The following is a 24,770-nucleotide window of genomic DNA, read 5'->3' on the forward strand; positions in this document are numbered from 1 at the left end:
TGATAAAAGCAGTTTTTATCCAAAAAAATAAAAGCAAAAATGTAGTTGCCTCGGATACCAAGATAACAAGCAAAATAAAAATCTTATCAACAAATCGAAAAACTAAAATCGAAAACTGAAATTAAATTTTACCTTTGACCTTTCAATAAAAACAAAGATTATGGTTTATAAATTTAGGGTAATTCTAGACGCGGAAGAGGATGTTTTTAGAGACATTGCAATACTTGAAGACGATACTTTAGAAGATTTGCATAATGCTATTTTCAATTCCTTTGGTTTTGACGGGATGGAGGTTGCTTCTTTTTATACGTGTGATGAAACGTGGAATCAAGAAGAAGAGATTCCGATGTTTGATATCGGCGATGTTCCCGGTGAACAAAAAATCATGAGTGATTACCAATTATCTGATATTTTAGATAAGGTGAATACAAAAATCCTTTATGTATATGACTTCATTAACATGTGGACGTTCCTTGTAGAACTTGCCGCAATTGAAGATCAAGTTGTTGGAAATACATATCCTGAAACTATTTTCTCTCATGGAGAAATGCCAGATGAAGCAATGGAAAAAAACTTTGAATCTGATAATGCTGATGATTATAATGATGAATTTGAAGACGGTTTAGATGAGGATGATTTAGACATGTTTGAAGGAGATGACAGTTTTGAAGATTATGGTTTTGAAGAGAATTGGAATTAGTTTGTAGTAAGGTTCTAAGCATTTAAGGTTCTGAGGTACTAAGTTCATACATAAATTTAATTTATTATTTTCACACCATGAGCAATTTTAGAAACCTACTGATTTGGCAAAAATCAATGTCATTAACAACTAAAATTTATAATTCAACCAAGAAATTTCCAAAAGAAGAAATATTTGCATTAACATCACAAATAAGACGAAGCTCAGTTCCAATTCCGAGCAACATTGCCGAAGGGTTTGGAAGAGATAGTAGTAAAGAATATTTACGTTTCTTAAATATTGCAATTGGATCATTATTTGAATTACAAACACAAATAGAAATCGCAAAAAACATAGACTATTTAAACGAAGATGAATTCACTACGTTGTACGAAGATAGTCGAGAAATTGAACGAATGCTGGTTTCGTTCATCAATAAAATAAAAGAAAGAGATTAAAACCTCAGTAACTCAGCAACTTTTCACTTAGCACCTCAAAAAAAATGATCAACCTATATAACACACACATCGAAAATTTATCCATTCATAGAGTGGGAAATAAAAGCAGAAACGAAGCTATTTTTTTATCAGAGCAGCCCTTTAATCTTAATGATGAAATTGTGCCTTTGATGAAAGAATTTTTCTTCAAACCTTTTCGAGAAAAAGAAGAAAATTATTATCAATTTGCTCATGAGATTGACTTAGACTACAACGACATGTTTAAATATGCCACTGAAGTTTTTGACAATCCGAACAGTGTACACGAGGTTTCAAAAAAAATCACCACGCATTTGTTTGAGCAGTCTAATCACCCTCATATTAAAAATGGGGAAGTGTATGTAACGTACTTGACGAACCTCAACATAGATAACAATGTTGTGGATGCTATCGGAATTTTCAAGAGTGAAATTCAAGCTGATTTTTTACAATTTGAAGAGAAAGCTTCTCAATTGGAAATGATTTTACAACAAGGAGTGAGCTTAAACAAATTGGACAAAGGTTGTCTTATTTTTAATCACAAAAAAGAAGAAGGTTATAAAATTCTTACAGTAGACAGCAATCGTTACGATGCAAGATACTGGTTAGAGCATTTTTTATCAGTAGATGCTTTTGAGGACGAGAACTTTATCACTAAAAAATATTTGAAGTTTTGTCAAAATTTTGCTAAAGATGTTGTTTTTCCGGCTGAGGATAAAAAGGAAGAAGTGATGTTCATGAACCGATCTGTGAATTATTTTGCAAAAAACGATCAGTTTGAAGAGACTAACTTTTTGAATGAAGTTTTAGACAATCCAGATTTGATACCTGAATTCAAAAACTATAAAAGCGATAAGGGAGAAAAATACAGTATAGAGGATGTTACCTCCTTCCCTATTGCCAATGCAGCAGTGTCTGATGCACGAAAATCTATAAAAAATGTCATCAATTTAGATACTCATATCCAAATCAAAATGGACTTTATTAATCCCGAAAGTGCAGAGAAATTTGTAGAAAAAGGATGGGATGAAGAAAAACAAATGTACTACTACTTAGTATACTTTAACAAAGAGGAGAAAAGTTAATAGCATTAATTTATTAGTAAGATTTTATCAAAAGGTCCGCCATTACAACCGTAATAGTGGGCCTTTTGATTTGTGAAATAAAAGAAAAAAACGAGTCTTTGAAACTTACTTTATTCCTAAATTTACAGATTCAAAAATCAGTTCTAAATGCCACAATTTTTTTTCAAAGAAAGTCCTTTCAAAACTCTTATTTCGTTTCATAAACTCATTGATGGGCTGGAGGAAATTGCTAATAGCCCTATAGATTATAGAGCTAATTACGCCAAGGCATTGCTAAAAGAAATGGCACCATTTCCTGAGTTTAAAACAGGGATTGAGGATTTTGAAATGATTTTTAAAAATAAAGAATTATTAGAAAACATACTCGCAGATTTATTTCCTACGGTATTGACTCAAAATGAAATCAAAGCTGTAACTATTCCGTTTCAAAATTTCACTTTTAATTATTCTAAGCGTTTTCAAAAAATAATAGAAAATGCAGGAACACCCTTTGACATGACCATTAGAGATTTTGATGAAGATCAATTTTATGTCATGAGTTGTATTTTAATTTTAAATTCGTTTTACAAACAAAATTTTGAATACAACAAGCCTTTGTTTTATGATATTCCAGATAAAAATGGGATTATGAAGCATTATCGAATTTTGTACAATGCTGATTTTATGGAAATCATTCCAACTGCAGATGTTATCCCATTAACTACTAACGAAATAGATTTGTTAATGGATAACTTTAATGACATTGCATTATGGAAACAAAAATTCCCTAAAGAAAGTTGGATCCTGAAAGGTTTTGGAATTGTATCCTTGTTTGATGCTACAATTGAAAATGCGGTATCAAACTTAAAGAGTAATCTTTTAAAAACCAAAACAGAACCAAATGAAGATCCAGGAGATTTTGAAGGTATCTTTCGTTCAATTTTTAAAATCTCAGACTTAAAAGTTGGATTTATAATGTTTGACGAAGAGGAGCAAAAATTTGTCAAACCCCCTTATGATGTCACGGGAAGTTTCGTACTCCAAGATTTACCAGAGGTGGATTGTAATAATTCCCTATTTGGATGTTCATTAGAGAGTATTCTAAATCAAAACAAACCTTTTATCATTTCAAATGTTGAAGAATTTGCTCAGAATTTAAACAATGAAAAACTAGGAAACTATTTATTATCACTAGAAATCAAAAGTTGCATACTAGCACCAGTAATAAAAAATGGTAAATTATTAGGTATTATTGAGCTTGTTTCTAGCAAATCTAGAGCGTTAAACAGCATTAATGTCAATAATTTAAATATGATTTTACCTTATGTTGTTGATACCTTGGAACGGTATAATAATGACATGCAAAATCAAATTGAAGCCATAATTCAGCGGGAATACACTGCCATTCACCCAAGTGTGTACTGGAAATTCAAAAAAGAAGCGGTTACTTATTTTAAAACTCAAACTAAAGACTACAATTTTAAAGAAATTATTTTTAAAGAAGTCTATCCTTTGTATGGACAAATTGACATCAAAGGATCCTCTAATCATAGAAATGAAACTGTAATAGAGGATTTAAAAAATCAATTGAACGCGTTGATTCAAATTTTTGAAAATCAACGATTCAACACCAATTTAGTATTGTCTGAGCAGCGCACTTTTGAATTACAAACATTATTAACGCAACTAGATGCTCCGCTAAAAGCTGATACAGAACAACAAATACAACTGTATATAGAAAATGAAATTCATCCTATTTTAAAGAATACTATACAAGCTAATGATGGCAACACTTTAGAAAATAAATATTTTAATAGCCTAGATCCTAAAACAGGAATGTTTTATCATGCTAGGAAAAAATTTGATCATGCAATATCCATTATCAATAAAAAACTAGCTTCAATCCTTGACAAAAAACAAACTGAAGCGCAAGAAATCTATCCGCATTATTACGAGCGTTTTAAAACGGATGGCGTAGAACACAACTTATACATAGGCGCTACCATTGCACCAAACAAAACTTTCGATACTTTGTATTTGCACAATTTAAGGTTGTGGCAATTGCAAACTTTATGTGAAATGGAAAAAGAGCACCATCAATTGAAATATTCACTGCCTTATGAACTAGATGTAACATCGCTAATTCTAGTTTTTAGCTCTCCTATTTCTATACGGTTTAGAATGGACGAAAAACGTTTTGATGTAGACGGCACCTATAATGCCCGATATGAAGTAGTTAAAAAACGAATTGATAAAGCGCATATAAAAGGAACCTCTGAACGAATTACCGAAAAAGAGAAAATAACTATTGTATACTCACACAATAACGAAGAAACAGAATATCTCAACTACATTAAGTTTCTGCAATTCAAAAAAATACTTGAACCCGGCATCGAACAATTTGAAGTTGAAGAGCTACAGGGTGTATCTGGATTGAGAGCAATACGTGTTAAAGTAAGTAATACGAGCCAAACTCAAGTTAATTCTAGTTATGACTTTTATGAAAATAATTTAGATAAAGGGAATTAATGTTACCCCATTCTGAAAGCAATTACAAATGCAATTACAGAAATTATTATTCCAATCATGAAAAAATTATAAGTCAATCGCAACAATCGGTATTTTTTTTCGAGTACCACACCTAGATAATATAAATCTTTAATCATAGAATTGTACAAATACTCTTTGTCTTTCATCATTTCATTCATAGCCCATTGGTATTCCTCCAAAGGCATTTTATAAAAATTACCAAAAAACAATAAATTTACTTTTTGATTTTCAATATCTTGTCTGGTAAATATCCCTTTAGTTACTTTTGGTCGAGTGGATAGAATTGCAAAAATTATAGTTGTTACACTTGACATAAGCATGATAAAAGTAGGTATCATGAGATGTACATTTTTAGGGCTATCTAGTTTAGGAATTAAAATGGATAACGCAATAGATATAATAATTGCATTTACAGATAATAATATATTGGCTTTGCTATCAGCAATACCGCTTAAAGTAGTATGATTATTAAGAGTAACCCTAAAAAGTGTGTCAACAGCACGATCTGGTTTATCTTCTTTTTCCTTTTTAGTTGGAACAAATTCTAGATCTTTACCCTTGGTCAATCCCATTTTTTTAATTTTCTTTTGAAGTTTTTTAATATTTTTTTCTTTTAGAGGTTGCCATTGTTCGAGGGCATAATCCGTGTAATAACGATGAGTATTAGTAAGGAAATCAATATTTTCGAGAATCCAATCTTTATCTGAGAATTTTTTTTGATCCAAACATGCCCATTCTTCTCGCAAATCATTACATGTAGTAGCATAATTAGGTGCCGAAAGATGAAAACAATCACCATCCTTCATGATTTTTTCTAAGAGTGTTTGAGGTTCATATCCAAATTTAGTTGACATTATCAGCGAGGCTACCTGATCTATAAACTCAGATGACTTTACCTTATCTGATAGAAAATCACGCATCAGAGATACACTAACTGCTTCATGATGATCATAACAATTTGTATATCCCGTATCATGAAACCAAGCCGCAATTTGTAAAGTTTCAGAATCCTTTACACTTACATTTTCCATTTTAGCAAGTAATGAAATGGCTTCAACAACCTGAATAGTATGCTGTATATTATGATAGGTAAATGAGTTAGAAAGTTTATCTTTGAAGAGTTTTTCAACGTAATCCTTGGCTTGTTCTATTAAATTCATGGACATATTTTTACACTACTAAATTATGAAATTATTTTCGGATAAATCTTCTAATCCTTTTTATATAACTGGAATTTCAATTCTGTTTGTTTTTACTCTTTTCACGTCCTGTGCAACGCATCATGCACAATATGGGAAAAATGCAAAAAACCTAAGTCAAAACGCAACAGATAGCTTAAAAATTGCACATACTTTTTATTTAATTGGAGATGCAGGAAACGCTAATGAACCAAAAGCGAAAGAAACATTAAACCTCCTTGAAGAGCAATTAAAAAAAGAAAATACAAACAGCACATTACTATATTTAGGTGATAATATTTACCCAAAAGGTTTACCAGACACCAATCCGGCAAATGAACGATTAATTGCCGAAGAGAAACTACTAAATCAACTAAAATTATCTCAAAATTTTAAAGGAAAAACCATTTTTATACCGGGAAATCATGACTGGTACAGTGGCTTAAAAGGGTTAGAGCGTCAAGGTAAATTTGTTACGAATTATTTGAAAGAAAAAAAGTCATTTATGCCTAGTAATGGTTGTGGTATTGATGAACTAGAAATCAATAAAAACCTCAGTTTGATTGCAATTGACAGCCAATGGTTTCTAGAAAACTGGGACAAAAGCCCCACTATAAATGATGACTGTAGCATTAAGACAAGGGAAGCTTTTTTTGTTGAACTTGAAAATGTATTGTCAAAAAATCAGGATAAAACGGTAATCATAGCTATGCACCATCCATTGATGAGTAATGGTTCTCATGGTGGGCAATTTTCATTAGAAAAACAACTTTTCCCATTAGAGCAAAAAATTCCATTACCAGTACTAGGATCACTCATCAATTTAGTTCGAAAAACATCTGGCATAAGTCCGCAAGACATTCAAAACAAGCAATATGATCTGTTTATCAAACGCGTTAAAACATTGCTTCAAAACCATGAAAATTTAATAGTAGTTTCTGGTCATGATCACAATTTACAATATATAGAAAGAGATAATATCAAACAAATTATTAGCGGTGCAGGATCTAAATCTGAGGCAGCAAGGGCAATTTTAGAAGGAGATTTTTCGTATGGTAAAAATGGATTTGCAAAGTTAATTGTTTTTGAAAATGGGCTTTCAAAAGTGATGTACTTTGGAAAAGAGAAAGAGTCCCTCATTCATGAAAAAATAGTGTTACAAGAAAAAAAAGATTTTGACACCAGTGTATTTTCAAAATCGTTTCCAAAAACTATAAATACAAGCATTTACAGTCCTGAGCAAACAAAAAAATCTGGGTTTTATAAGTTCTTTTTCGGTAATCACTACCGCAATTATTATAGTAAACTCATCAACGTTCCTGTAGCAACTATAGATACACTTTTAGGAGGATTACAACCCAAACGTGCTGGAGGTGGACACCAATCTAATTCCCTTCAACTTTTTGATTCTAATGGAAAAGAGTATGTGATGCGCAGTTTAAAAAAGAGTCCTACTCGATTTTTACAAGCGGTAGCATTCAAAAAACAATTCATTCAAGATGAATTTGAAGACACTTACGCCGAAAATTTATTGGCTGATTTTTACACCACAGCACATCCGTATACCCCTTTGGCTGTTGGTAACTTGGCCTCAAAAATAGGTGTTGCACATACTAATCCCGTTTTATATTACATACCCAAACACGCAGCGCTTCAAAATTTTAATAGTACTTATGGCAATGAACTATATATGGTTGAAGAACGAGCAACTACAAATCAAATTGCTAACTCTAGTTTTGGAACACCACTAGCAATAGTCAGCACAGAGGATGTTTTAAAAAACATGCGCAAGGATGAAAAATATGCGGTAGATGAAAGTGAATACATCAAAGCTAGATTATTTGATATGCTAATAGGTGATTGGGATAGGCATGAAGATCAATGGCGCTGGGGCGAATATCACGAAAATGATACAGTTATTTACAAACCTATTCCCCGTGATAGAGATCAGGCATTCAGTAAATATGATGGTGCATTGGTTTATGTGTTAATGAAAAACGTACAACTAAGACACATGCAGTCGTTTAAAGATAATTTAAAAAATGTAAAACTAATGAATAGAGAGGCTTATCCACTGGATTTGGCCTTCTTAAAAAAAACTACAAAAGATGAATGGGTAAAACAAGCTAAATACATTCAAGAAAACTTGACAGATAGTGCTATTGATGATGCTTTTAAAGTACTACCAAAAGAAGTTATAGACTTTACAATTACAGACATACAACAAAAATTGAAAGCAAGAAAAAAAGAACTTACTATTGCTGCTTCAACTTATTATGATGTACTGCAACACACTGTAATGCTTGTAGGTACTGATAAAAAAGACAAATTTGTGGTACTAAATGAAGAAAAAAACAAAGTAACTATTCAAGTATTTCGAGTAAAGAAAACGGGGGAAGAACTGCAGTATTCCAGAAATTTTACTGCCAATAAAACCAAAAAAATATGGATTTATGGATTAGATGATGACGATGAATTCATAGTAAAAGGAACATCAAATTCAGGAATTAAAATAAGATTGATAGGCGGTCAAAATGAAGACTTGTACACTATTGAAAACGGCAAACAAGTAAAAATTCATGATTTTAAATCCCGTACCAATACGTACACTCTTGACTCAAAAACAAAGTTAAGGTTGATGGACGATTACGACAATAGCTTTTACGATTATAAAAAACCAAAATACAATTATTTTACTGGCTTACCCAACATTGGGTTTAACCCCGATGATGGTATAAAAATAGGAATAGTAGCAGGCTACATTGTAAATGATTACAAGCAAAATCCTTTTACTCATAAACATTCTTTAAAAACCAATTATTATTTTGCAACAAGTGGGTATGAGGCTATTTACAATGGAAAATTCCCAAAACTCTTTGGCAAATGGGATGCTGATCTTGAAGCCCGTTTTACAAGCCCTAACTTTACCATCAATTATTTTGGGTATGGCAATGAAACCAAAAACGATTCGGAGTTATTTGACATGGATTACAACCGTGTTCGAATTCGAATGATAAAAGTGATGCCATCCATTAATAAAATTGGTCTTAACGGTAGCAAGTTTCAGATACAATCTAGTTACGAAAGAATTACAGTAGAGGAAACTACTAATAGGTTTGTAGATACCTCTCTCGAAGTAAATACTAAAGTTTTTGAAAATCAGCATTTTGCTGGTGCAAGTGTGAAATACAGTTATGAAAACTATGACATCCCAGCATTTCCATCCATGGGAATGGGAATTAGTTTTACCGGAAGTTGGAAAATGAATCTAGAAGATTTAAAAAGAAATTTCCCTACTTTAGAAAGCAAAATAAACTTTAACCATAAAATAGATGCTAAAGGAAAACTAGTTGTTGCCACAATCCTGAAAGGAAAAGCAGTACTTAATAATAATTTCGAATTTTATCAAGGCGCAACTCTAGGTGGTGATTATGATTTAAGAGGTTTTAGAAATGAACGTTTCTTGGGGAATCAATCTTTTTATCACAGTAGTGATATCCGTTTGAATCTTGGTAAAATAAAAAGAAGCGTTATCCCAATGACTTTTGGTATTTTAGGTGGTTATGACTACGGGCGCGTTTGGCTAAAAGGAGAAAAATCTGAAAAATGGAATCAATCCATTGGCGGAGGGATTTGGCTTAACGGTCTCAATGCACTTACAGCTCGCATCACATATTTTAAAAGTGCAAGTGAGGAAGCTCGTATTGCATTTGGTTTAGGATTTGGTTTTTAGTTGTGTTAAAGTAGTTTTATAAACCTTACCGCCATCACTGCCATATTTTTCATCTGCAAGTAGTATTTTGTCATTGTCTATAAATGTGGCTGCTTCTTTTTGAGAAAAATGGTTTAATTCTAGAACTGTTTGGGTACCGCTCAAGAAATCATCGCCTTTAAAGTTTTCGAAAAGAATAATTTTATCATGCGTAAGCAATGCAACTTCCGATTGGTCAGGGCTAAGAATTGCACTCGTAATGGCACATGATTTATAGGTGTCACAGGTTTTAAAACTACCCAACAAAATAGCAGTATGATTTCCGGCTTGATTCGGTATCTTATAAATTAATGACGTACCATCAAATCCTTTGCTTCTGTTTTTGGTAAACAAATAAAAATAGTTATTCATCTCAAAAAAACCTTCAACATCATACAACAACTCTTTTTTATTGGGAGGAAATTGCTTTTGTTCAGGATATGAAAATGATATTTTTGAAACGGGTGCTGCAGTAGCATTCAATAAAGAATTTTTGTCTACTTTATATATGCATAAATCCTTGCGTTCATTGTCATTATTACCAAAATCACCGAGATATAAATTTCCGTTTTTATCCATAGTAACATCTTCCCAATCTGTGTTTTGAGCATCAGTTATAGATATTGTTTTTGTGATTTTACCTGTAGAATTAATTTTATATAATTCGCTAGCATTTCCGCTATCCTCAATTGCCCATACGGACTGATCTTCTGGCGTATAAATGATCCCTGAAACTTCTTTGAGTTTCTTTGGTAAAGAATACAATTCTGTAATAGAAGTTGATGGTTGCTCACAAGAAGCCAATAAAAGAGTGATAAAAATATATTTTCTCATTATATATAAATTTGATAATCCATAAAAATCAATTCAAATATAACCAATACGCTCTACTTAACAATTACTTTTTTAAAACCGTACTGTTTTTATAATTCCTTGTGATAAACTCAAAAGCGGCAACCATAATACTTCCCATTGATTTTGCTTTTTTAAAATTGAGATCTTTTGTATACCGGTACAACTCCATTTTTAATTGTTCCAAATGCATTTCGGTGGAAAGCGTATCCGCACTCATTATTTCGAGTAATCTGTTAATTCTGTTTTCTGAGGATAAAATTCTTTTGGCAAGAACTGCGCGTTCTTCATCTTTGTACTGCTCAATGGAGCTGGTTTGAAGCTTTTCTTTAACCAGTTTAACCATGGGGTAATTTTCTTTAAAAAATTGAGGTCTGTACACTTTAAAATTCCCCTCAAAACACTGCTGATCAAAATCTATAGCCCGTATTTTATAAACTACGTGATCAAAATCATGTATGGGAACAATGACATAATTATAGGCACGCATATCCCCCAACAATCTTATCATGCATCGTTCATTAAACTTTACAAACTCTTTTGCTATTTGAGCCTTTTCCGTTTCGGTACAATCAGCTAGCAAAGTTTTTATAAAAATATCTCCCGGGATTCCCATAATGTGTTCCTCAATAAGAGTATCATTATACACCAAGAAATTGATTTTATCAGGTGAAAGAATATGTTCTAATTCTAACCCATAAACTCGGGAAGCATCCGCTTTTTTTACATAAAAATGAGTGTAATTATCATTTAATATGTTTCTAACTTTGATTCGAAATGGTTTAGAATTTCCAAAAGTGCAATAATCAATAGAGTCGATATTCAAAAATTTGAGTATTCCTAAATTTCCATCAGAGTGCAGTAAGGAATATATCTTTTTTAAATTTAAGTCAATTTCCTCACGTTCAAACTCATTATAATACACTCTTATCCACAAAGTATCTTGGTCATTTTTATCATATACGGTCACAGAGCCTGTAAAACGTAATAAATCATCATAAAACACAGTTACTTTTGAAACCCTATCAAATCGTTCTAAATATTCTTGTAAAGAATTATTTATTGGATAAGACGGTTTTTTAAAAACCATAATAGGATCACTCATGAGTCTTTTTTATTCAAAAATACAATAAAAATGTATCTGAAGAACTTAATTCTTGCCTAATACCTTGTATTTAAAGACCAAAATATTCTTAAAAGTAGTGCACTGATTTGAAAAATATGAAACTATTTTTTAAATAATAAACTAAAATTTCAACATTATCATAAACGGAAATTAATTACAAATTATAAGTTTTAAAAAGTAGGAATTGAGAATTTAAACTTTATATTTGATATTGTTGAAAATTCATATAAAAATGGTCGTAAATTTTAGGTGAAACAAGTGCTTAAGTTAAATTAAATATACTTTTAGAAATGTATCACCAAAATAAAAAACTGAGCCTCTGTTTTACTATCTTAATTTCCAATCAACCAAATGCTTAGGGTCTAAATTTAAACTGATACAGTTATGAGCAATGAATTAACTTACCTTATTGATGATGACTCATTAACACTCCGGCTGACCACAATGCTTGCTAACCGGATAAGTTTTAGCAGTTCATTAGAATCCTTTTCGAATGCTAAAATTGCTCTTGAATTATTACAAAAAAATGCCACAAACCATCATGATCTTCCTGATTGTATATTACTAGATATAAATATGCCGTTAATGAACGGATGGGAATTTCTAGACGCACTAAAACAATTAAACATACAAAAAGATATTTTTGTTTTCATAATGACCTCCTCTATTGAATTTTCCGATATTGAAAAAGCAAAAAAATACGCTAATGTTAAAAATTATATAGAAAAACCTATAAGCATTGAAAAACTTGAAGGAATCAAACATTTTATAGCTATTTCAAAGTAAACCTAAAAAGTAGTAACAAAATCTTTTCTCCAACGTCATATAGTTAAACCAAAAAAAACTTGACACTTGGAAACCATTTTAACCATACAAAATCTTAATAAGCGTTACGGCGCAGTACAAGCCTTGAAAGATGTATCATTTGATATTCAAAAAGGCAACGTTTACGGAATTCTAGGACCAAATGGTAGCGGAAAATCAACAACGTTAGGTATTGTACTTAATGTTGTTAACAAAACTTCTGGCTCTTACAGCTGGTTTGGCGGTACGATACAAACTCACGATGCACTAAAAAAAGTAGGTGCTATTATTGAAAGACCTAATTTTTACCCATACATGACTGCCAAGGAAAATTTGGAGCTAGTGTGTCAAATAAAAGGTATTAATTATGCCAAAGTAAGTGAAAAACTAGAATTAGTAGGGTTAACAGATAGACAAAACAGTAAGTTTAGAACCTTTTCACTAGGTATGAAACAGCGTTTGGCTATAGCATCGGCATTATTGAACGATCCTGAAATTTTAATACTTGATGAACCTACAAACGGATTAGACCCTCAAGGAATACATCAAATTAGAGATATTATTAAAATCATTGCCGCACAAGGAACTACAATACTCCTTGCTTCTCATTTACTAGACGAAGTTGAAAAAGTGTGTACGCATGTTTTAGTATTACAAAAAGGAAAAATATTATACACCGGATTAGTTGATGGTATGTCTTCTAACGAAGGTTTCTTTGAATTACAAGCTGATAATATGCAACAACTTGCTGAACTTGTAGCAACGCACCCTGCAGTAAAAAACGTAGTGAAAACAAATGACAAAGTAATTGTTTATCTACAAAAAGAACTCGAAGCAAAAGACCTCAATCAATTTTTATTTAGTAAGAATATTATCCTGAATCATCTTGTAAAACGTAGAAATAGTCTTGAAGAGCAGTTCTTAGAACTGACAAATAAATAAGTCTATCTCAATTTCATTTTACTGACTAAACACAACCTTTTAAAATTTTGGCTAATTAGCCAAAGATAAAATTATACCTTATGAAAAGACTTCTTACGATAGAGTTACATAAAATCTGGAAAAATAGAGCGAGTCGGGTTTTAACACTAGCCTACTTCATTTTACTTACGTTCATTGCATTAATAGCATCAATCAAGTTTGATTTAGGTCCATTCAAATTTCATTTAGCCGAAATGGGCATTTTCAATTTCCCATACATATGGCACTTCAATACCTACATTGCATCCATTTTGAAATTCTTTTTAGCAATTGTAATTGTTTCAATGATGGCCAATGAGTACAGTTATGGTACCTTAAAACAAAACTTGATTGACGGAATGAGCAAAAAAGAATTCATTCAATCAAAATTTTTGACAGTATTTCTTTTTGCTACGGTATCAACGGTGTTCCTTTTTATTTTGACCTTAATACTTGGATTTAGTTTTTCATCCTTTACTGAAATTGATATTGTTTTTGCAGATTTAGATTATCTATTGGCTTATTTTGTAAAACTAATTGGCTTTTTCTCTTTCTGTTTATTTCTTGGAATTTTGATCAAGAGATCTGCATTTGCTTTAGGTTTCTTGTTGGTTTGGAATATTATAGAAGGAATTATAAGTGGTATTTTAACATTCAAAGTTTTTCCAGAGGGTACTACTGCAGCCAGTATTACCCAGTTTTTACCACTACAATCCATGTCTAATCTTATCATTGAGCCTTTTTCACGTTTATCAGTTGTAAAAAATATTGGTACTCAAATTGGTTTAGAGAATAGCAAGGACTATGGAGTTTCCCTTTTCTCACTTGCAATTGTATTGTGCTGGACCGTTATTTTTATATATTTTTCTTATAAAATTTTAAAAAACAGGGATTTATAGAAACTATAATTTAAGACGAATGGTTTAAATTCAGTATTGATTTACTTTATTGTTGCTAATTTTTAAAATTGTTCTAAAGCGATAACTATGGACAACTATACTCTACAGCCTCGCAAAGAGTACAGATAATTTTGGAAATATACTTCTAAAATAGCTTTAACGAGAATAGATACTTTTTCGGTTTTGCGAAAAAAACATTCTTATTTTGAGTAATTTACAAGTATTTTTCTAACATATGAAGTAATCTTATCTATTACTTGTAATAGTATGAATGCTTTAGTATTTTTTGTTTAAAAAAAGATGACCTCAATTTATATTAAATTCACAATATCGATCTAAGGGATATCTGGAACTTATATTTTAATTGCAAACCTACCATTAGGGTTTGATTTTTTCCCTATACAAAATTTATTAAATCAACTCCAATTATTTGAAAGTCGAAGATCAATTTACTTTTAAAAGATAATTTAAATTTTCCTATTTTTAGCGCATGAAAAAAACTTTACTACTACTAACGATTCTACTTTCAATTAGTTGTTTTGCACAATTTAGTAAAACGCACTACATACCACCATTATCTGGCTCCGACCAAGTTTCGGCTCAAGATCAATACTTGTATCTCTCAACTCCAAGTGTAACTCCAGTAAAAGTGAAGATAAATGCTCTAGGCGTAGGTATAACTACAGTTCAAGTATCAAAAAACACTCCTTATATTTACAATGTTGGCTTTGGAACAAATACACAGTTGCATGTTGACCCTAGCCTTTTAAACGTTCCTTTAGCAAATAAAGGATATATTATTGAAGCAGAAAATTTAATTTATGTAGCTGCAAGGGTTCTTGCTGGAAATTACAATCAAGCAGGGTCTTTAGTATCAAAAGGTATCTCAGCTATTGGTTATGAATTTAGAGTAGGCGCTTATGTAAATACTGCAACTACAGGAAATGGAAATTTTAGATATACTTTCATATCTGTTTTGGCTACAGAAAATAATACCGTTGTTAACTTTAGTGATATAAAAGCTGGTGTTACACTTATGGGGAATGAAGCAGCGGGAAGTAATCCTATTAGTGTTACACTAAACAGAGGACAAAGTTATGTAATAGCTACCGAAGATGTTAGCACTGCAAATAAAGATGGATTGATAGGTGTATTGGTCGAATCTAAAAAGCCCATTGCCGTAAATTGTGGCTCTTATGGCGGTACCAATGGAGATTTTAATGGAAATTTAGATTTAGGTTTTGACCAAATTGTCCCTGCTACAAAAGTTGGTAACGAATACATATTTGTTCGAGGTGTAGGACTAGACATCACAGAACGTCCTTTACTTGTAATACATGAAAACAACACCAATATTTATATAAACGGAAGCACAACTCCTGTAAATCCAACACCATTAAATGCAGGTCAATATTATATTTTAAATGGTTCTCAATTTTCAGCAAATGGCAGCATGTATGTGAAAACATCAAAAAATGTTTTTGCTTATCAAAGTGTAGGTAGTTCAAGCCAAGCTAATCAAGAAATGTTTTTTGTACCGCCATTAAATTGCTCAACACCTAATGTTGTCGATAATATTCCACAAATAGAACAAATAGGTAGCCGAACATTTTTATCCAATAGTGGACTAAATATAGTCACCGAAAAAGGAGCTACTGTAGAAGTAGAAATTAATGGAACCAAACAGCCTATAGGAATTGCGCCCAAGGATGTTATTGGTAACCCTGCCTTTGAAACCTATACATTAAGCGGCTTATCTGGAAACATCAGTGTATTTTCAACTAAGCAAGTATATGTGTCTTATTTTGGATCAAATAGTGCCGCTACTTATGGCGGATATTATTCTGGATTTGATACAAAACCTGAAGTTGTAAGTGATGTATTATCTGTTGCAACCTCAAATTGTATACCAAATGTGGTATTAAAAGTAAGTTCTATTTCATCGTATGATTCATTTGAATGGTTTTATAATAATGTATCAATTCCAAATTCTAATAGCAACTCATATACCCCAACACAACCTGGTTATTACCAAGTAAAAGGAACTATCACAGGTTGTATAACTCCGCCTGTTTTTTCTGATTTAATACCTGTAAGCACTTGTGAAACAGACAGAGACAATGATGATGTAAATGACAATATTGACATTGACAATGATAATGACGGGATCCTCAATTGCACCGAATCGTTTGGTAATAAAGGCATTGATATTTCTAATACAGCTGTTGGAGTAATAACCCAAGACACCTACTCTAACTCTTTTACTGGAACAGTATCAACATCTACCACCTCACGTCCAACACCTTTTACTGGTAATAATGATGGTGTTTTTACTACCGATGTTGCAGCGGGAAAAGAGAATTTTGTGGCATACCAAATGAATTTTACTAAACCTATCACCGTACAAATGAGTTATGTAAATGCTGCAAATAGTAGCGATTTACTTAACGCCGATGCGGAATACATCATCAATTCTGATGTAAACAAAACTATAACAGTATTAAACCCTAATGATCAACTTGTAATTGATACTAATTATGATGGTATTTATGAAAGTGGGGTAACCCAATTCACCTCTTTCGAAATTCGATTTAGGTTAAATAGTGCTATTCCTTTAGCTGCTGGTACAGGTACTTTTAAATTTGTATCCTACTTAACAAGTTCTTTAAGCATTAAACATAAAAATCTTTCCGATACCGATTTAAATAAAGGAACTTTCAAATTTGAAGCCGTTTGCATTCCGAGAGATTATGACGGAGACGGATTTCCTGATCAGGAAGATTTAGATAGTGATGCTGATGGAATTTTTGATACCATAGAAGCACAAGTCAATGCAGCACAAAATCTATCTAACATTGATGCTAATAAAAACGGTCTTGACAATGCTTTTGAACCAGGTTTTACACCTCAAGATTCAGATTCTGACAGCGTACCTGATTATCTAGATTTAGACAGTGATAATGACGGAATTCAAGATAGTGTAGAAACTGGAAATGATCTTGATACTGATGGAATAAAAAACTACAGAGACTTAGATAGTGATGGAGATTTGTGTTTTGATGTTGTTGAAGCAGGTTTTTTAGATCCAAATACTGACGGTATTCTTGGTAATAATCCTGTCACAGTTGATTCTAAAGGTAAAGTAACAAGTGCTGTAGGTTATACAACCCCAAATAGTAATTATTCAACAGCCGCACCAATAGTAATTACCACACAACCTAATGTTTTACCTACATGTGAATTACAAAATGCCACAATAACACTTGATGATAATGGAGGTAACACCTATCAATGGGAACTATCCACTGATGGTATTAATTGGAATACAGTAACAAATAATTCCACATACTCGGGCACAGCTACAAAAACACTTCTTATTTCAAGTGTAACAAAATCAATGAACGGCTATCAGTACAGAGTAATTTTAAACAAAATAGGAAATTCATGTGGTTTAATTTCAGATAAAATTAACTTGACAGTATATGACTTACCTACCATTAACAATGTAACCATTGTTCAGTGTGACAACGACTTAGATGCAATCACTACTTTTAATCTTATGGTTAAAAATAATGAAATATCAAGTAATGCGAGTGCCGAAACCTTTACCTATTATACAACTCTTGCTGCAGCAAATACTGCAAATGCTGCACAACAAATTACAAATCCGTTAGCTTATACTAACGCCACACCAGGAGTAACCCGCGTATGGACAAGAGTAACTAACAATAATAACTGTTTTAGAACTGCAGAAATTACACTTCAAGTATTGGCTACTCAAATTCCATCAACTTTTAATAATGTGTATACAGCCTGTGATGATTTAAGAGATCTAAATGGACTTGACAACGCTAATAACAATAAAAGAGATGGCATAAGTACCTTTGATTTCAGTGCAACAGAAACGGCTATAAAAACATTACTACCAGCAGGAAATTACACGGTATCTTTTTATAGAAACCAAGCAGATGCGCTAGCCGAAACCAATAAAATATCTGATATTACAAACTATAGAAACATTGGTTATCCTGGAACACAAGATATTTGGGGTCGCGTAGATAGTGATGTTACAAATGCTTGTTTTGGTCTAGGACCTTTTGTAAAGCTGGTTGTTGAACAAATTCCGTTTGCAAATCCAGTGACCATTGCAAGACAATGTGATGACAATCAAGATGGTATTTTTACTTTTGATACATCAGCATTACATGCAACAGTACTCAATGGACAAACTAATGTAAACGTTACCTACTTTGACGAGAACAACAATGCCCTTTCAAGTCCTTTTCCTGCTTCATTCACCACTACAACTCAAAACATAAAAGCTGTAGTTACAAATAATTCAACACTGGCTTGTAGTGAAGAAGTTACCATTGCATTTATTGTTGATGATTTACCAGAGGCGTTCTCTATACCTACAAATTTAACTACAGTATGTGATGACGAAGTAGATCCTCTTTTACAAGACGGACAATATTCATTTGATACAACTACCTTTCAAAATAGTATTTTAGGTGGTCAAACAGGCATGAAGGTAAATTATTTTGATAAAGATGGAAATCCTTTAACAAGTCCGCTTCCAAATCCATTTGTAACGCTTACTCAAAACATAACAGTTGAAGTTGAAAATACAATAAATCCAACTTGTAAAGCAATCTTAACGATTCCGTTTATAGTTAATCCATTGCCTCCAATTCAATTAAACACCAATGGAGGAGATAACGAATTAGTATGTTCTAATTTACCAACATTCTTTGTTCAACTAAATACTGGTTTACCCAATGGGACTAATCCTGCTGATTATACCTATACTTGGTACAAAGATTACAATATCATTACTAACGAAACTGGTCCAACTCTTGATGTAAATACAGAAGGTGACTATAGTGTAGAAGTGGCAACATTATTAGGATGTGAAAGAACAAGAACTATAAAAGTAACCGCTTCAGATATTGCTACGATAGCAAGCGTCGATATAGTAGATCTAGCCGACAATAATACGGTAACGGTTGATGCTAATGGAAAGGGTGATTATGAATACAGTTTAGACTTACCTAACGGTCCTTTTCAAGATTCTAACTTTTTTGATAATGTTCCTTCAGGAATTCATGAAGTGTATATTAATGATAAAAATGGTTGCGGTACCGTAAGCAAAACAATTGCAGTAACCGGAGCTCCTAAGTTTTTCACACCAAATGGAGATAACATTAATGATTACTGGAATATAAAAGGAGTAAATAATGTCTTTAATAGAAATTCAATTATATATATTTTTAATAGATTTGGGAAATTAATAAAACAAATAACGGCATCAAGCCAAGGATGGGACGGAACGTTTACAGGTCAACCCATGCCAGCAGATGACTACTGGTATACAGTAAAACTTGATGATGGACGAGAAATGAAAGGTCATTTCAGTCTAAAAAGATAATGCTCAAAACGCTTTAAACTACAAGTTATTCACCATTTAAAGTAATAGAACAGTTTATATAAAGACGGTATATTACTTTAAAAGGTGTTATAAAAAAATAAATATGAAGAATTATATAAAATATCTCGCAATGTTTATATTGATTTTAGGATCAATGACTAGTGAGTGTTTCTCTAATTCTGAATTCAGATCAAGTTCCTATTTTCAAGGCTTAAATCTCAAAAAAAGTACTGAAGCAGAAAATCTAAAAGGAACAAAATTTCTTTTTGAAACAATTCATGATGTAAAATCAAGCTTCAAAATTAGCTTTGATATTAATCCCAAGTATCTTATTCCAGCTGATGTTACATGTAATACCAAATTTAAATTACACAGCGAATTGTTTCAAATATTGAAACCTCTTCTGTATCAAAAACTATATCTGAAAGCATTATTTGAATTCACTAGTTATACACTTTAATTCCAAACATAGTTTGAAATTCATTTTTAAATCTTTTATATGATTTAAGAAAATAAAAAGGTGTTTAATTTAACGAAATAAAAATGCGTAAACTTAAAAATACAAATAGCCTAACTACTTGTAAAAGAATAATTACTGGAATAAAAAAGAGAATAATTGTAATACTTACTGCAATAATGCTAGGATTTGCAATGGGATTCCATGAAAATGAAAGCATACTCCATAAAAATTCAAAACAAACCGAGTGGCAAAATAAAAAGGAATAAGAATTTCAAAGATAATTTAAGTTTCTTCTCAGTACTGATCTTCATAAAAGTAGATTCTCTTATACCCCTGATGGGAACGGCATCCTTTTATAACACCCCTTTTTTGGGGTGGTATAAAAGATATAGTGTACAGCAGGATTAGGTTCAAAAAAAAAAAACCATCAACTTACGCTGATGGTTTTAATTAAAATTCAAATGAATTAGATTTTAAATCTTTTTCTATCTGTTTCTGTCAAATATATTTTTCTTAAACGAATAGATTTTGGCGTAACCTCAACATATTCATCTTTTTGAATGTATTCTAAAGCTTCCTCTAAGGAGAAAATAATTGGAGGAATAATTCTTGCTTTTTCATCATTTCCAGATGAACGAACGTTAGATTGTTTTTTCTCTTTTGTTACGTTTACACACATATCATCTCCACGAGAGTTTTCTCCAATAACCTGACCTTCGTAAATTTCAGCATTAGGTTCAACGAAAAACTTACCACGATCTTGTAATTTATCGATAGAATAAGGAATAGCTTTACCTTTTTCCATAGAAATTAATGAACCTTTGTTACGTCCAGCAATTTCTCCTTTGTAAGGCTCATATCCAATAAAACGGTGTGCCATAATAGCTTCACCTGCAGTAGCAGTAAGTAATTGATTACGCAATCCAATAATACCACGAGATGGAATATTAAATTTAACAATCATACGCTCCCCTTTAGTTTCCATGCTTAGCATTTCACCTTTACGCATAGTTACGAACTCAACCGCTCTACCTGAAAGATTTTCTGGTAAATCAATAGTCAATTCCTCAATTGGCTCACATTTTTTACCATCAATTTCTTTGATAATAACTTGTGGTTGACCAATTTGTAATTCATATCCTTCTCTTCTCATTGTTTCAATAAGAACAGATAAGTGAAGTACTCCACGACCAAAAACCATGAATTTATCAGCAGAATCAGTTTCACCTAACTTCATAGCTAAGTTTTTCTCTAATTCTTTTGTCAAACGCTCTCTAATGTGTCTTGAAGTTACAAATTTACCCTCTTTACCAAAGAAAGGAGAGTCATTAATTGTAAACAACATACTCATTGTAGGTTCATCGATATCAATCGTTTTTAAACCTTCTGGGTTTTCAAAATCAGCAATAGTATCACCAATTTCAAAACCTTCAACACCAATAATGGCGCAAATATCTCCAGCAATAACTTGTTCCACTTTTTTACGACCAAGTCCTTCAAAAGTATGAAGTTCTTTGATACGAGATTTAGATACAGTACCATCTCTTTTTACTAATGAGATTGGCATACCTTCTTTCAATACACCTCTTTCAAGACGACCAATAGCGATACGACCTGTAAAAGCTGAGAAATCTAAAGATGTAATCAACATTTGTGGCGTTCCTTCAGAAACTTTAGGAGCAGGCACATTTGCAACAACCATGTCTAACAATGCTTCAACATTATCAGTTACATTTTCCCAGTGGTCAGACATCCAGTTGTTTTTTGCAGAACCATAAACTGTTGGGAAATCCAACTGCCATTCTTCAGCACCTAACTCAAACATTAAGTCAAAAACTTTTTCATGAACTTCTTCAGGAGTACAGTTTTCTTTATCAACTTTATTGATAACTACACAAGGTTTAAGACCTAAGTCAATCGCTTTTTGTAATACAAAACGCGTTTGAGGCATTGGACCTTCAAAAGCATCAACTAGCAAACATACACCATCGGCCATGTTTAATACACGTTCAACTTCACCACCAAAATCGGCGTGACCAGGAGTATCAATAATATTGATTTTAGTTCCTTTATATTGAACTGAAACGTTTTTAGAAGTAATCGTAATACCTCTTTCACGCTCTAAGTCGTTATTATCAAGAATTAAATCACCTGTATTTTCGTTGTCACGAAATAGTTGACAGTGATACATAATTTTGTCTACCAATGTAGTTTTACCGTGATCGACGTGGGCAATAATTGCAATGTTTCTAATAGATTCCATCTGTGATTTTTAATGGCTGCAAAGGTACACTTTATTTTGATATAAAAAATATTTATACAATAGTTTACATATCCTTAACGGATTAGCAACTTAAAAAATAAGTTTTTTCGTCATGCCCATTTTAAAAGTTTTATTTAATTATATTTGAGTAATGAAAAGCAAAACTAATAAAGTAATCATCCTTTACTCACTTGCAACACTGTTTGTTGTTGTGATGTACCATACAGTCACGCAACATTTTGTTACTGAACAAAGTATATCTATATATAGTTTCACTAAAGACATTATTTTTGTAGTCATCACAACCTTGCTTCTAAAAATTATTTTATCAAAAAACGAAGAAATTAATATTCGAAATTTTAATAAATTAAAAAAAATAAACGAAGCAATAAGAGAATCAAATGACAAATATGATATTGTTGCAAAAGCAACTAGTGACACCATTTGGGATTGGAAATTAGAAGAAGATCATTTTTCTTGGAACAAAGGAATAGAAAGTGTTTTTGGTTATTCACAAGATAACGTAACTGTTGACTCTAATTGGTGGTTTGACAAAATTCATCCCGAAGATAGTATTAAAATGTCAGTACGATTGTATTCCTTTATCGAACAAAAAACAGAAAAATGGCAAGATCAATACCGTTTTAAATGTGCTGACAACACCTATAAATACGTGCTAGACAGAGCTTTTTTATTAAAAGATAAAAACGGAAAGGCCATTAGAATGATTGGCGCAATTCAAGACATTACCAAACAAAAAGAGGAAGAAAATAGATTAAAGTTACTTGAAACCGTTATCATTCAATCTAAAGATTCCATAATTATTACTGAACCTAAATCAGAACAATCAAAAATCCCAAATATAATTTATATAAACCCCGCATTTAGTGCAATGTCTGGTTACACATCACATGAAATAATAGGCAAATCACCTGATTTATTCAAAAGTCTAAATTCTGATGACGATGCTTTAAACCAATTATTTAAAGCTATAAAACAAAAAAAAGAATGTCAAATTGAAACTATATTGTTATCCAAAATAAAAAAGGAATATTGGGTGCGTTTATCAATGGTTCCCATTTTTAATTCTGAAAAAGAATTATCTCACTGGGTTTCAATCTTAAGAGACATTACACTAGAAAAAAAACAAGAAAAAGAAAAAGAGCAACTCATTAGAGAATTGACTCAAAATAATAAAGATTTAAAACAGTTTTCATACATTACTTCTCACAATTTAAGAGCACCGTTATCAAACTTAACTGGTCTTTTACAACTTTTAGAAGAAACTCCAATTCATGATGCTGAATTACAAGAAATATTACACGGATTCAGCCAATCTACACAACTCTTAAACGATACTGTAAGCGATTTAGTAAAAGTTATAACAATAAAAGACAAGCCTTCTATAATCAAGGAAAACGTAAATCTTGAGGAGATATTTCACTATGTTTTCCAACAATTGGAAACAATGATAGCCGATCAGAATCCTTTGATTGAATTAAATTTTAATGCCAATACACTTTACACACACAAACCATACTTAGAAAGTATTTTTTTAAACCTAGTGTCCAATGCCTTAAAATATAAATCCGAAAAAAGAAAACTACAACTAAAAATTACTTCACAAAAAGTAAAAAACACTACAGTAATTCTAATTCAAGATAATGGAATTGGAATCGATTTAATTCGCAATAAAGATAAAATTTTCGGATTGTATCAGCGATTCCACCTATATCCAGACAGCAAAGGATTAGGATTGTATTTAGTAAAATCACAAGTAGAAATCATGGGCGGCACCATAGAAATTGAGAGCGAAATTGACAAAGGGACTACATTAAAATTAACTTTTAAGAATTCAAAGTGATGCTAAATCAAGTTTTATGCGTAGATGATGACCCAATAACACTCCTGCTTTGCAAAAAAGTAGTAGAGCGGTTTTCGTTTTGCAATGAAATTATCACATCTACTAATGGAGAAGAAACACTTCATTATTTCAACACATTACTAAACTCCCCTGCATTAAAACCAGATTTAATATTTCTAGACCTAAATATGCCTGTAATGGGAGGTTGGGAGTTTTTAGAGGCATTTAAAAACCCAAAATACAAAGATTTTCATACTACAAAAATTGTAGTCTTATCGTCTACAATAGATCCTAACGATTTAAAAAAAGCTCAAAACTACCCAATGGTAATTGCTTTTTTACCTAAACCAATAAGTAAATCAATGCTAGAAGACTTGAAAGAAATATTAACGTAAAAAAAAAGTTCCCGATAAATC

At 31.8% G+C, this 24,770-nt stretch carries 16 protein-coding genes; 12 read left to right on the forward strand and 4 right to left on the reverse strand.

Going from position 1 to position 24,770, the window contains the following annotated elements; translation table 11 throughout:
* The first annotated feature begins 160 nt into the window (after nucleotides 1-160).
* The 4 genes from K5V07_RS09990 to K5V07_RS10005 all read left to right on the forward strand — a co-directional run bounded on the left by K5V07_RS09990 (nucleotide 161) and on the right by K5V07_RS10005 (nucleotide 4,748).
* Nucleotides 161-700 (forward strand): hypothetical protein, encoded by a 540-nt coding sequence (locus tag K5V07_RS09990; protein ID WP_182650312.1) that lies wholly within the window; start codon nucleotides 161-163, stop codon nucleotides 698-700.
* A gap of 77 nt (nucleotides 701-777) precedes the next feature.
* Entirely contained in the window at nucleotides 778-1,137 is a 360-nt protein-coding gene (locus K5V07_RS09995) for a four helix bundle protein (protein WP_221917361.1), read from the forward strand.
* Nucleotides 1,138-1,181: 44 nt separating this feature from the next.
* Nucleotides 1,182-2,240, forward strand: a complete 1,059-nt coding sequence (locus K5V07_RS10000; protein WP_221917362.1) for a nucleoid-associated protein — start codon at nucleotides 1,182-1,184, stop codon at nucleotides 2,238-2,240.
* Nucleotides 2,241-2,387: 147 nt separating this feature from the next.
* Nucleotides 2,388-4,748 carry a GAF domain-containing protein gene (locus K5V07_RS10005; protein WP_221917364.1) on the forward strand — a complete coding sequence of 787 codons (2,361 nt, stop codon included), beginning with the start codon at nucleotides 2,388-2,390 and terminating at the stop codon, nucleotides 4,746-4,748.
* Nucleotides 4,749-4,750: 2 nt separating this feature from the next.
* Here K5V07_RS10005 and K5V07_RS10010 read toward each other — a convergent pair whose 3' ends face one another.
* A complete protein-coding gene (locus tag K5V07_RS10010; protein WP_221917367.1) occupies nucleotides 4,751-5,929 on the reverse strand; it encodes a Pycsar system effector family protein in 1,179 nt (392 codons plus the stop codon).
* Between the two features lie 25 nt (nucleotides 5,930-5,954).
* Here K5V07_RS10010 and K5V07_RS10015 point away from each other — a divergent pair, with 25 nt between their 5' ends.
* On the forward strand, nucleotides 5,955-9,680 hold the full coding sequence (locus tag K5V07_RS10015) for a metallophosphoesterase (RefSeq protein ID WP_221917369.1): 3,726 nt from the start codon (nucleotides 5,955-5,957) through the stop codon (nucleotides 9,678-9,680).
* Here K5V07_RS10015 and K5V07_RS10020 read toward each other — a convergent pair.
* Both K5V07_RS10020 and K5V07_RS10025 read right to left on the reverse strand, forming a co-directional pair.
* Nucleotides 9,663-10,532 (reverse strand): SdiA-regulated domain-containing protein, encoded by an 870-nt coding sequence (locus K5V07_RS10020; protein WP_221917370.1) that lies wholly within the window; start codon nucleotides 10,530-10,532, stop codon nucleotides 9,663-9,665. The genes K5V07_RS10015 and K5V07_RS10020 overlap by 18 nt on opposite strands.
* A gap of 64 nt (nucleotides 10,533-10,596) precedes the next feature.
* Nucleotides 10,597-11,655, reverse strand: coding sequence for a hypothetical protein (locus tag K5V07_RS10025; protein ID WP_221917371.1), 1,059 nt, complete (start codon nucleotides 11,653-11,655; stop codon nucleotides 10,597-10,599).
* A 405-nt stretch (nucleotides 11,656-12,060) separates the two neighbouring features.
* Between K5V07_RS10025 and K5V07_RS10030 the strand changes: the two genes are divergently transcribed.
* The 5 genes from K5V07_RS10030 (at nucleotide 12,061) to K5V07_RS10050 (ending at nucleotide 20,493) form a co-directional block, all read left to right on the forward strand.
* Nucleotides 12,061-12,462: a response regulator gene (locus tag K5V07_RS10030; protein ID WP_221917372.1), complete on the forward strand. Its 402-nt coding sequence runs from the start codon at nucleotides 12,061-12,063 to the stop codon at nucleotides 12,460-12,462.
* A gap of 66 nt (nucleotides 12,463-12,528) precedes the next feature.
* A complete protein-coding gene (locus K5V07_RS10035; protein ID WP_221917375.1) occupies nucleotides 12,529-13,422 on the forward strand; it encodes an ABC transporter ATP-binding protein in 894 nt (297 codons plus the stop codon).
* Between the two features lie 80 nt (nucleotides 13,423-13,502).
* Entirely contained in the window at nucleotides 13,503-14,339 is an 837-nt protein-coding gene (locus K5V07_RS10040) for an ABC transporter permease (protein ID WP_221917376.1), read from the forward strand.
* A 490-nt stretch (nucleotides 14,340-14,829) separates the two neighbouring features.
* Nucleotides 14,830-19,767, forward strand: a complete 4,938-nt coding sequence (locus K5V07_RS10045) for a T9SS type B sorting domain-containing protein (RefSeq protein ID WP_221917377.1) — start codon at nucleotides 14,830-14,832, stop codon at nucleotides 19,765-19,767.
* Nucleotides 19,768-20,310: 543 nt separating this feature from the next.
* Nucleotides 20,311-20,493 carry a hypothetical protein gene (locus K5V07_RS10050; RefSeq protein WP_221917379.1) on the forward strand — a complete coding sequence of 61 codons (183 nt, stop codon included), beginning with the start codon at nucleotides 20,311-20,313 and terminating at the stop codon, nucleotides 20,491-20,493.
* A gap of 200 nt (nucleotides 20,494-20,693) precedes the next feature.
* Here the strand turns inward: K5V07_RS10050 and typA are convergent, their stop codons facing one another.
* Entirely contained in the window at nucleotides 20,694-22,490 is a 1,797-nt protein-coding gene (gene typA / locus K5V07_RS10055) for a translational GTPase TypA (protein WP_144892772.1), read from the reverse strand.
* A gap of 151 nt (nucleotides 22,491-22,641) precedes the next feature.
* Between typA and K5V07_RS10060 the strand changes: the two genes are divergently transcribed.
* Both K5V07_RS10060 and K5V07_RS10065 read left to right on the forward strand, forming a co-directional pair.
* Nucleotides 22,642-24,354 carry a PAS domain-containing protein gene (locus K5V07_RS10060; RefSeq protein ID WP_221917380.1) on the forward strand — a complete coding sequence of 571 codons (1,713 nt, stop codon included), beginning with the start codon at nucleotides 22,642-22,644 and terminating at the stop codon, nucleotides 24,352-24,354.
* Nucleotides 24,354-24,749: a response regulator gene (locus K5V07_RS10065; RefSeq protein ID WP_221917381.1), complete on the forward strand. Its 396-nt coding sequence runs from the start codon at nucleotides 24,354-24,356 to the stop codon at nucleotides 24,747-24,749. Before K5V07_RS10060 ends, K5V07_RS10065 begins: the two co-directional genes overlap by 1 nt.
* The last annotated feature ends 21 nt before the right edge of the window (nucleotides 24,750-24,770 follow it).

It is taken from the genome of Flavobacterium sp. CHNK8 (genome assembly GCF_019774515.1).
Taxonomy (GTDB): domain Bacteria; phylum Bacteroidota; class Bacteroidia; order Flavobacteriales; family Flavobacteriaceae; genus Flavobacterium; species Flavobacterium tiangeerense.

What these genes read in the sequence shown, in the direction of transcription:
- K5V07_RS09990 (WP_182650312.1), top strand. Translation starts at nt 161, where the DNA reads ATGGTTTATAAATTTAGGGTAATTCTAGACGCGGAAGAGGATGTTTTT.
- K5V07_RS09995 (WP_221917361.1), top strand. Translation starts at nt 778, where the DNA reads ATGAGCAATTTTAGAAACCTACTGATTTGGCAAAAATCAATGTCATTA.
- K5V07_RS10000 (WP_221917362.1), top strand. Translation starts at nt 1,182, where the DNA reads ATGATCAACCTATATAACACACACATCGAAAATTTATCCATTCATAGA.
- K5V07_RS10005 (WP_221917364.1), top strand. Translation starts at nt 2,388, where the DNA reads ATGCCACAATTTTTTTTCAAAGAAAGTCCTTTCAAAACTCTTATTTCG.
- K5V07_RS10010 (WP_221917367.1), bottom strand. Translation starts at nt 5,929, where the DNA reads ATGAATTTAATAGAACAAGCCAAGGATTACGTTGAAAAACTCTTCAAA.
- K5V07_RS10015 (WP_221917369.1), top strand. Translation starts at nt 5,955, where the DNA reads ATGAAATTATTTTCGGATAAATCTTCTAATCCTTTTTATATAACTGGA.
- K5V07_RS10020 (WP_221917370.1), bottom strand. Translation starts at nt 10,532, where the DNA reads ATGAGAAAATATATTTTTATCACTCTTTTATTGGCTTCTTGTGAGCAA.
- K5V07_RS10025 (WP_221917371.1), bottom strand. Translation starts at nt 11,655, where the DNA reads ATGAGTGATCCTATTATGGTTTTTAAAAAACCGTCTTATCCAATAAAT.
- K5V07_RS10030 (WP_221917372.1), top strand. Translation starts at nt 12,061, where the DNA reads ATGAGCAATGAATTAACTTACCTTATTGATGATGACTCATTAACACTC.
- K5V07_RS10040 (WP_221917376.1), top strand. Translation starts at nt 13,503, where the DNA reads ATGAAAAGACTTCTTACGATAGAGTTACATAAAATCTGGAAAAATAGA.
- K5V07_RS10045 (WP_221917377.1), top strand. Translation starts at nt 14,830, where the DNA reads ATGAAAAAAACTTTACTACTACTAACGATTCTACTTTCAATTAGTTGT.
- K5V07_RS10050 (WP_221917379.1), top strand. Translation starts at nt 20,311, where the DNA reads ATGCGTAAACTTAAAAATACAAATAGCCTAACTACTTGTAAAAGAATA.
- typA (WP_144892772.1), bottom strand. Translation starts at nt 22,490, where the DNA reads ATGGAATCTATTAGAAACATTGCAATTATTGCCCACGTCGATCACGGT.
- K5V07_RS10060 (WP_221917380.1), top strand. Translation starts at nt 22,642, where the DNA reads ATGAAAAGCAAAACTAATAAAGTAATCATCCTTTACTCACTTGCAACA.
- K5V07_RS10065 (WP_221917381.1), top strand. Translation starts at nt 24,354, where the DNA reads ATGCTAAATCAAGTTTTATGCGTAGATGATGACCCAATAACACTCCTG.